The sequence below is a fragment of the Bacillus sp. B2-WWTP-C-10-Post-4 genome (assembly GCF_009183805.1).
GTDB classification, from domain to species: domain Bacteria; phylum Bacillota; class Bacilli; order Bacillales; family Bacillaceae_G; genus Bacillus_A; species Bacillus_A cereus.
This window is the reverse complement of sequence record NZ_WEII01000139.1, coordinates 1-9,111: the sequence shown is the minus strand read 5'-3', so window position 1 is coordinate 9,111 and position 9,111 is coordinate 1. Positions and strand designations below refer to the sequence as shown.

Genomic DNA, 9,111 nt, shown 5'->3' with positions numbered 1-9,111 from the left:
TATTAGAAATTTACCTTTTTCTATAAAAAGTACCTCTTTAAATTGTGCTCTATAGTTTAAAATAATTAAAAATGATATAACGTTGTCGGAATGAAAAAAGTGGTATATAATAAATATTAACATTACTAGTAATTATTTTAGGTATTCCTAGAATAAAGGAGCGATACATATGAAAATTACTATTTATTTCGGAAGTCATGAAGATCAAGATGTTCGTACTATGGACTGTCATTTAGATGTAGAAGATACAGAAGAGATTGTTTCTGTATCATAATATAAATAGTTAGGGTAAACCCTATTCCCTACAGCGTTTAAGGCACCTTTTATAAGGTGTCTTTTTTGTTATATTTTCATCAAAAACCCTTTACTTTATAGCGTTTTAATAGTAAAATATAAATATACGAACAAACGTTCTTTTTATTTTAAACGTACATGAAGGGATGATTTTAACAATGGCTCCATTAAAGCGCAGAGGAAGAAAAAAGCAAGCACCTATTATTTCAAATACAGGCTTTATCGGCTCTGTCTTTATTGATACATTGGAGTTACAAAAGAAATCCTATTATTTCGCTCGTAAAAAACTTCAAATTGTTCATCACGTATTAGATGGTCTCTCTGGAGCAACAAGTGCTTTATTTAAAGAACATAACATTTCAGCATACATGTCATGTGTGTATTTACATAAACAAAAGAAAATTGGCTTTGTTCTTTCAACGAAACCATTTGAACAAAGTGATGGCGTTGCTTATTTTGTCAATTATTTAATCGAAAAGAATTTTTACGGCGGCCATGACGAAGATGTAGAATATCAAGAAGTATTTAATACAGGTTTTATCGGTGTAGTATTCGCTGATTTATCTAGTATAGATCGCTTTAATTTCGAGTTTGAAATGGGTATGCTAACGAAATTAATGAAAGATATGATTATTCCGGTTAAAGAACTCTTTTTACGCCATAATGTACCGGCTTACATCTCCACTTCTCATTTAGAAGAACAAAACAAATTAGGTTTCGTTCTCTCTGTAAAGCCATATGACGAACGCGCTGAAGCAGATTTATATTTTGAAGCATATTTAAAAGAACGAGGATTATTTATTGGTGATGAAGAAGATGAAATTGATAAGATCGTTATTAGAAAAACAGCTGAATTACGATAGAAAAGCGCAGGATTAGAATCCTGCGCTTTTTAAGTTACGTTAAACACTATAATCTTTTGAATGAATTTCTAAATTTAACTTATTTGCTAAAATTTTATTCAAAGTAAAAAATACAATCCCTCCTGCAATGGGAAGCGTGTAGGCTGGAATGAAATTTAATAACAGTCCTGATATTGCAAGTGCTATTGGCTGCATTATTTTACCTAAGCTTAATCCAATACTAAGAACTCTTCCTCTATATTCTTCAGGAATCTCATTTTGCATGAAATACATTAAAGGAATATCAATTTGTGCTATCATAAATCCTAAAAAGAACATAATCATGCAATACGTAGTAACATATACCAAATTATTTACTACAATAGGTTTAAATAAAACAGGTATTCCTGAAACTATCATAAAAATTGCCAACATAAAACTTATTTTTTTCAATAGATAAGAATAAGAAAAACAATCAGTTATCTTTTTTACTAATATTGCACCAACTATCATACCTATCGAAAAAGTCCCTTGAATCATACCAAATTGCTTAGAATTAAGATTGAGAACTGTGTTAATAATGTATGGCAACGGAACGGTTACAGCAAAGCCTAAAAAGAAATTAAGTGAAATTAAAATACTAAAAGTATTTTTTAAGCTTTTCCGCTCCAATAAGTAAGAGTATCCCTCCTTTATATCTTCAATAAAATTAATTTCTCTAATTGAACATTCCTCATTTATGTTTTGCTCGCACAATTTAAAGTTTATAAACAATATGGATATAGCCGAAAGGATAAATGAAATACCGTTAATAATGATAAAAGTTTTTATATCAAAGACTGCAAAAACAATGCCCCCTAACATAGGACCTAAAATTAAAGATATAGAATCGATAATTTTACTTATAGAATTAATACTCATTAACCGTTCTTTAGTAACCATATTCGGTTTTACGGCCTCTAATCCTATTCCAAAAAACATTGTAAATACTGTCATAAGAAAGGTAGTAGTATAAATAATGAATAAGTTTAATCCATAATAGTTGCTTAATATATAAACAGTTATTAATAAGCACCCGCTTAATACATCCATGCAAACGACGAGTTTCTTTTTATCAACCTTATCAGCAATGACACCAGCAAATGGATTCATAACAATCATTGGAATCGTTCCTAATATGAGCGTAATCGCAAAATTTAACGCAGATCCGGTTATTTGTAAAACATACAATCCTAATGCAAAACTATAAATAGAGCTACCGAATAGTGATACTGCTTTTGCAATTGAATATAAACAAATATTTCTTAGTTCTTGGTTTCTTTTTTTATTTTCTATATGTAATCGTAAACTTCCCCTCACTTTTCTTTGTATTACATAAAGTGTAAATTCTCGGGTTAACCCAATATCAATACACTGTGTTTAAAAATTACTACAAAGAAATGAAAAAAGATGGGGGTAACCCCGTGCACATCAACTGAAGATATTAGTGCATCCTACAACGATAAAAAATAAAATGATTAATAAGATCACATGTACAAATGCAAATTTTTTATTGAAATCTAAAAAATAATATGGTATTTTCTATTACGTTGATTAATTACATATGAGAATCATGTATAACTCCAAGAATATGGCTTGGGGGTCTCTACCAGGAACCAACAACTCCTGACTACAAAATGCGTCTTTTAGCGTTTGTAGTCAGGAGTTTTTTTGTTCTAAGGTAAATAATGACGAGAAGGGATTACAAAAAATGAATTTCAAAGTATTTATATTAGCTTTAGCAACGATAGCGGTAGGTCTTGTAGAGCTTATCGTTGGAGGAATATTGCCAGACATCGCTAAAGATTTTAATGTTTCATTAAGTTCCGCTGGTCAATTAATTACAATTTTCGCCTTTACTTATGCAATAGCAGGTCCTGTATTATTGATTTTCACAAGTAAAGTGGAAAGAAAAAAATTATATATTATTTCACTTTACATTTTTCTAATTGGTAATCTACTTACTTATTTTAGTCCGAGCTTTACTTTTATGATGATAGCAAGAATTTTAACTGCTATGAGTACTGCTTTAGTTGTAGTACTTTCCCTAACAATTGCAGCTAAAATTGTTAATCCCGCTTATCGAGCAAAAGCATTAGGATTAATTTATATGGGTATTAGCTCTTCACTTGTACTAGGAGTACCACTAGGCATATTAATTTCAAACACATTTGGCTGGAGAATTATTTTTTTATGTATAGCTATTTTATCATTGGGGTCTATTATCTTAATTTCAGTATTTTTAGATAAAATACCTGGAGAGGAAAACCGAACTCCTTTATCTATCCAATTAAAGGCCGTTTGTAGTCTTAAACTAGGATCTGCCCATCTAGCTACCATGTTTATGTTAGCAGGACACTATACTCTATATGCTTATTTTACTCCTTTTTTAGAAAATAAGTTTCACCTAAGCCCTTATTGGATTAGCATATTTTATTTAGTGTTTGGTATAGCTGCAGTAAGTGGCGGTGCGTTTGGCGGTGTATTATCAGATAAAATAGGCGCTCAAAAAAGTATTTTGATAGTTATTACTCTATTTGCTCTAATCTTATTTATATTACCGTTTACTGCAGTTTCTATTATCCTATTTATTCCTGTTATGATAGTTTGGGCTGCATTGAGTTGGGGGCTTGCACCACCTCAACAAAGTTATTTAATCCAAATTGCCCCGGATACGTCAGATATACAGCAAAGTTTTAATAATTCAGCCCTACAAATAGGAATTTCACTCGGCTCTGCAGTTGGAGGTATAGCTTTAAAACAAGTACATAATGTCGCCAATATGGCCTGGGTTGGTGGATCTTTAGTTTTATTATCTTTAGGTTTGGCTATCTTTTCTCTTACTAGACATACACCGACAAGAGACTGTCCAGTGAGTGCTAAACATTTAGATTAACATTCTCTTTTTCTTTTAATCGTAAAAAGTATAAATAGGAATCGTCATAAATAGTCCCGTTATAAAAACGGACTTTTTATGACGGGGTTAACCCCATCTTTTTCTGAAAAATGAATATGTATAAATTTCTTCTCCTTGAACAAAGAAATCCTCGTACTTTCCCCCTCGTATCAAATAATTTGAAGTACTTTCATCAATCGATTGAAACTGTAAACTTTGGATTTCTTTCGTTACTTTTACAGATGTAAAATTCACTCTGAGTCTAGGTGCAATTTGGCTATTTATACTAAATTTATTAAATAAAATAAACGAACTTAATAAATAACTATTGAGTTTAAAATATTTAAGGTTACGCACTTTTATTGTAGAGGACTTGTACTACGCGTTCATAACAATTTTATAGACATTTAGGATTTTGTTTTATGGGAAGCATTCTTGCTGTGGAATCGGGATTATAAATATAGATGAACGTGATTCAAATCAAAAAAAGGTACTCCTAGAAGTACCTTTTTTACTATTCTATATGTGCGAACGCTTTCAAAATTATTGGATATAAATTGATGTACGCATTGTATTAAATGGTGCATTTATAGATGTCTTTTGGTACTCAAAGGTTCCTTGTTGGTGTCCAGAAGCATCCCATTTATAATACCAGCCAACGATTGGTCTTCCCCCAATTATAGTGGAATCAATACTTTTTACATTAGAACCATTCATTTTAACAAATGGGTTTTGGCCATAACCCATTTCTTTCGTTGTAATATATAAATATTTTCCCCCGTGGTTACGCGATGTACTGAAGCTGTTCTGATTAATTGTTTCTACCCCGCCTAGCTCAGACTCTACTTGTACGACGTTTAGTGAAGTAAGTGGTGCTGCTGGTCCAGCTGAAGCTTCTGTTGCCATCCCTAATCCGACGAACGCTGTGATTGCTAACGATGAAATCCCTAGTGCTGCTTTTTTTAACATAAAAACATCCCCTTCCATCTATTGTTTTCTCTTTCATTGTCAATATAATCCTAATAATCTTATATGTAAATAGATTGTAACTGCAGAAATAAAAGAAAGAAGATTCTGATTTATTAACATTGAAAAATATGACTTCAACTTTTTTCGTTAAAGATAGTCATCAATCTCTAACTACCTAATGACCTCAAATAAACGCTATTCAAGCCATTTTAAGAGGTACAAAAGACCTTATAGTATATAAGGCCTTTCCCGACACTCTGAAAAAACCCGTGAATCATTCACGGGTTTTACTTTAATAACTAATTGCAATTGTACCTTCACCTGCATGAACCGCAAATGAAATTGGTAATGGATATAATTTGAAATCCATTTCAGGGAATGCTTGTCTAATATCTGCAATCCATTCTTCAGCTCCAGCTTTATCGTTAGCATGGAACATGTGAAGTACTTTTGGTAATTCTTTTTCAAGTTCATTTTTAATATATTCTCGACATTTTTGGATTTTACGAACTTTCTTTTCAAGTAAAAGCTCTCCACCTTTTACTTCTAATATTAAGTTGACACTTAATAAACTTCCAAGTAAAAATTGAATACCCTTTACACGACCACTTGCATATAGACCTTTTAAACTCTTTGGAAATACATGAAAAGGTCTTCTTTTTTCCTCTACTAATGTTTTGTGTATATCTTGTAAAGTCATACCATCATTGTATAACGATTTCGCTTTTCTAATTAGTTCATCCATTGGATAACTTGTTGTTTCACTGTCTAATACCGTTAATGGGAAACCTGCCATTTCTGCAGCTAACTTCATATTTTGATAGGTTCCACTTACTTTTCCGCTAATAGCAACTGCAAATCCCTCTTCATATTCTTCTTTGCATTTCGAAAATAACTCTACCATTTCCCCTATGTTAGGCTGTGATGTAGTGACAGTTTTACCTTCGTTCAAAGCATTATAAACGCGCTCACGCACACCTTCTTCACAATCTTTGTACGACACACCATCAATAATAACTTCAATTGGGATAACAAAGTTATCTCCTTCTGTTTTAAAACTCGCAGTTGTACTATCAGTAATCCAAGCAACACGCTTCATGTTGTTCCTCCCTTAATTCAATTGCTCTTTTCTGACTTTTCTATATATTTATGTTACGAAAAGAGAATATCCCTGTAATAGTAACAGGACTTTATTGTTTTGGCTATAGTAGATGCATATTAAATGTGACTATTTCTTGTCTATTTCACAAATAAAAAAGAAAATCAAGGAATTTGCTCGATTTTCTTGTTATCATATACTATTTAAAAGTTTCATTATCTAAAATTACAACATAATCATTCGTTAATCGGCCAGCTTCTTTTGTATAACTAACAAGCCTTTGTATATTATCACAGCAAATTTTTGCTCCCCATACGAGTAACGGTACACCAATAAAATCGATATGGAACCTTCTAGAAAACAGCCCACCGAAAGTCATTGGTAAAGGTACGGTTGGTGATGTATTAGAAAAAATAATCTTTTCATGACTTTGATAATGTTTTTGCAAGATTTCTCCTAAATGCTTCATCGCTGGTACAACAACTTTTGATGCGCCACATCCAATCGTATATACAGGATGACCATGTTCATCGATTCCATGAAAAATAATTTTTCCCATATCTTCTGTTTTCAATTTATTAAAGTAATCTACATTCAAAATTTCTTCTTTCGTTAACTTACGATCCGTTGGTAGTTTATTTAAATGATACGCTGCAGCTAGTGAGGTAGTATGTGTTCCACCAAAATCTGTGTAAATGTATATCATATTATCATCCCTTGTTGTAAAAGTTCAATGTTAATTAGTATTACCGTTCTTAGCAATGTTAAACAAGGGGTGAATGTATTTACGTTTTTTGTGTTAATTCATTATATTTTTTCCAAATATAATAACGTCTACTAATCACAGTGCCTAATGTAATACATAAAAAGGCATTTGTTACAACCATTAATGTCTGGTGCGTACTATCAGAAAACATACTTTGTTTAATCATAATTTTTGCTCCTAAAATAACAAGAAGGATTATTGTACTTACCCAATTTCCTTTTCGTAGTACATGACCTGTTTTACTATCAAATCGAAATGTTAAAGCTCTTCCCCGTATAATTCCTAGACCTAAGCCAATTCCAAGCATTACAACAAACAGTAGTCCTTGCAGCAAAGTTATTTGTCCCACATGAATAATGGACTGGATTGTTACAAAGCACAACAAAGCCGGAATGAGCCAAATACGGTTTATTTTCACTTTTCGTTCTTTACTTTGCATCAAAACAATAATAAGAACAACAAGTAAAATATCCATTTTAAATCCTCCTATAAACTTGTTTATCTTTAAAGATTATATTCTCCTCTTTTTATTCCATACTTGAAATACGATAGCTACTTTCAAGTGTAAGACGGAAAATGTGATTTCTCATCAGCCTTAAGCATTATTTATAAAAATAAAAAGACGTACTTTTTACTCGTACGCCTTTAATAACTCGTTTAAACTCCTATTTATCAACTAATTCCACACCTTTAGAATTAGCTTTACCCAACACTCGAATGTTAAATTTATTAATGGCTTTTAAAAAGATATTATAAATACAATATCCAACAATAGAACCTAGAACATTACAGATCACATCATCAATATCAGTAATACGTCCCACTCCACTAAATAAAGACTCAATTAATTGTAGCAATTCAATACTAGCTGATATAGAAAATCCTAATAAAACTGTACTTTTGAATTTCTTATATTTATCCCATAGGATAGGTGCTAAAAATCCTAAAGGCATTAATAATAAAAATTTACAACTATATAGTAATGTTTTCTAATTCAAAAATCCATATAATTATATATAATTGTACAGAATTACAAAAAAACTTATTTAATAAATAAAGGGTTCCTCGTTAACTAAAATATTTTTCAAAACAGAAACAATCATGAACCCGTTTAAATTATTTTCGTATCTCTTCTTTTAAATCCATATAATTAAAAAGCTCTTTCTATTTCTGTCATTAATTTTTCAGGTCCTGCCCCTTTATTCGACGTAATAACTAAAGTTATTCCTAATTCTGGATATATAGCCGAGCGAAAACTGACGCCTGGATCATATCCCATTACATGATATTTGAATACCTTGTTCTCTCGTGTTTCAATCCATATTCCATAGCCGTAGGACTGTTTATCATTTACTTGAATGTGAGGAGTTAAAAGTAATTTTGTATATTCCTTTCCTAAAATTTCATTATTAAATAGGGCCGCCCAAAATTTCAGCATGTCTGGCGCAGTAACATATGCACCTCCATCAGCTCCTCCTTTTATCGGTATAGAGTAGGCGTTTGTTCTCCAATTTTGGTTGGTTTCGTCCTTTATATATCCTAGAGCTGTATGTCTTGGTAATCTATCTAACGAAAAATAGCCAGAATCATTCATGCCAATCGGATTAAAAATGTTCTTTTCTATATACTCCGTAAATTTAAGTCCCGTCTGTTCTTCTATTATTAATCCAAGTATGATAAAACCTGCATTGTTGTAGTGAAACTTAGTTCCAGGTGCAAACATCATATTACTTTTTTGGAATAATGGTAAAAAGTCTTTTAAGCTCTTTAATAGATACATAGGTGTTTGTTTCCAAAGATCTTCGAAGTTATCCATAATACTTTCATCAAAATAATCTGGTATACCAGCGCTATGCGTTAGTAGTTGATGTATTGTAATATCTTCATCGAAGTTTGAAAATTTTATCTCTAGACAATCTTTTAATTTTGTATGAAAAGAAATAAAACCTTTTTCAACAAGTCGACAGATGCCAATTGCAGTGAAAATTTTACATCCTGAGGCAATGCCAAATCTTGTTTGTATCGTATTGTTTATACATTCACTTTGGTTTGCGTAACCCAAAGCTTTTTCATAGACTAAGTCTTTTTCTTTTTTTACTAAAACTACTCCAGAGAAATCTATTTTCTTTTGTATTTCTTTTATAATTTTATAAATTTCATCTTTTGTTTTTATCACGACAACCACCCTTATCTTTCGGTATTGTTC

General features: G+C 31.4%; 8 protein-coding genes, 3 pseudogenes and 1 riboswitch. Of the genes and pseudogenes, 2 read left to right on the top strand and 9 right to left on the bottom strand.

Annotated features, from left to right (window positions below; translation table 11 throughout):
* Positions 1-452 precede the first annotated feature (452 nt).
* Positions 453-1,157, top strand: a complete 705-nt coding sequence (locus GBN78_RS26815; protein ID WP_000035356.1) for a hypothetical protein — start codon at positions 453-455, stop codon at positions 1,155-1,157.
* Between the two features lie 39 nt (positions 1,158-1,196).
* Here the strand turns inward: GBN78_RS26815 and GBN78_RS26810 are convergent, their stop codons facing one another.
* Positions 1,197-2,495 carry an MFS transporter gene (locus GBN78_RS26810; protein ID WP_152127892.1) on the bottom strand — a complete coding sequence of 433 codons (1,299 nt, stop codon included), beginning with the start codon at positions 2,493-2,495 and terminating at the stop codon, positions 1,197-1,199.
* 233 nt (positions 2,496-2,728) lie between these two features.
* Positions 2,729-2,828: riboswitch (purine riboswitch) on the top strand.
* Positions 2,829-2,886: 58 nt separating this feature from the next.
* Here GBN78_RS26810 and GBN78_RS26805 point away from each other — a divergent pair.
* A complete protein-coding gene (locus GBN78_RS26805) occupies positions 2,887-4,071 on the top strand; it encodes an MFS transporter (RefSeq protein WP_044584510.1) in 1,185 nt (394 codons plus the stop codon).
* Between the two features lie 87 nt (positions 4,072-4,158).
* Here GBN78_RS26805 and GBN78_RS26800 read toward each other — a convergent pair.
* The 8 genes and pseudogenes from GBN78_RS26800 to GBN78_RS26765 form a co-directional block, all read right to left on the bottom strand.
* Positions 4,159-4,410: pseudogene (locus tag GBN78_RS26800) on the bottom strand (MerR family transcriptional regulator); the annotation flags it as partial.
* A gap of 204 nt (positions 4,411-4,614) precedes the next feature.
* The gene (locus tag GBN78_RS26795) at positions 4,615-5,040 is read right to left on the bottom strand and encodes a DUF4879 domain-containing protein (protein ID WP_030025727.1); all 426 of its coding nucleotides are present in this window, start codon (positions 5,038-5,040) and stop codon (positions 4,615-4,617) included.
* Between the two features lie 292 nt (positions 5,041-5,332).
* A complete protein-coding gene (locus GBN78_RS26790) occupies positions 5,333-6,139 on the bottom strand; it encodes a DegV family protein (protein ID WP_000831933.1) in 807 nt (268 codons plus the stop codon).
* A 199-nt stretch (positions 6,140-6,338) separates the two neighbouring features.
* Positions 6,339-6,845 carry a DUF3189 family protein gene (locus GBN78_RS26785; RefSeq protein ID WP_000639421.1) on the bottom strand — a complete coding sequence of 169 codons (507 nt, stop codon included), beginning with the start codon at positions 6,843-6,845 and terminating at the stop codon, positions 6,339-6,341.
* A gap of 79 nt (positions 6,846-6,924) precedes the next feature.
* Complete coding sequence (locus GBN78_RS26780) at positions 6,925-7,380, bottom strand: CcdC protein domain-containing protein (protein WP_098537123.1); 456 nt, start codon at positions 7,378-7,380, stop codon at positions 6,925-6,927.
* 190 nt (positions 7,381-7,570) lie between these two features.
* A pseudogene (locus GBN78_RS26775) lies at positions 7,571-7,867 on the bottom strand (VanZ family protein); the annotation flags it as partial.
* 106 nt (positions 7,868-7,973) lie between these two features.
* Positions 7,974-8,042, bottom strand: a pseudogene (locus GBN78_RS31070) (GNAT family N-acetyltransferase); the annotation flags it as partial.
* A gap of 13 nt (positions 8,043-8,055) precedes the next feature.
* Positions 8,056-9,081 (bottom strand): serine hydrolase domain-containing protein, encoded by a 1,026-nt coding sequence (locus tag GBN78_RS26765; protein ID WP_152127891.1) that lies wholly within the window; start codon positions 9,079-9,081, stop codon positions 8,056-8,058.
* Between the last annotated feature and the right edge of the window lie 30 nt (positions 9,082-9,111).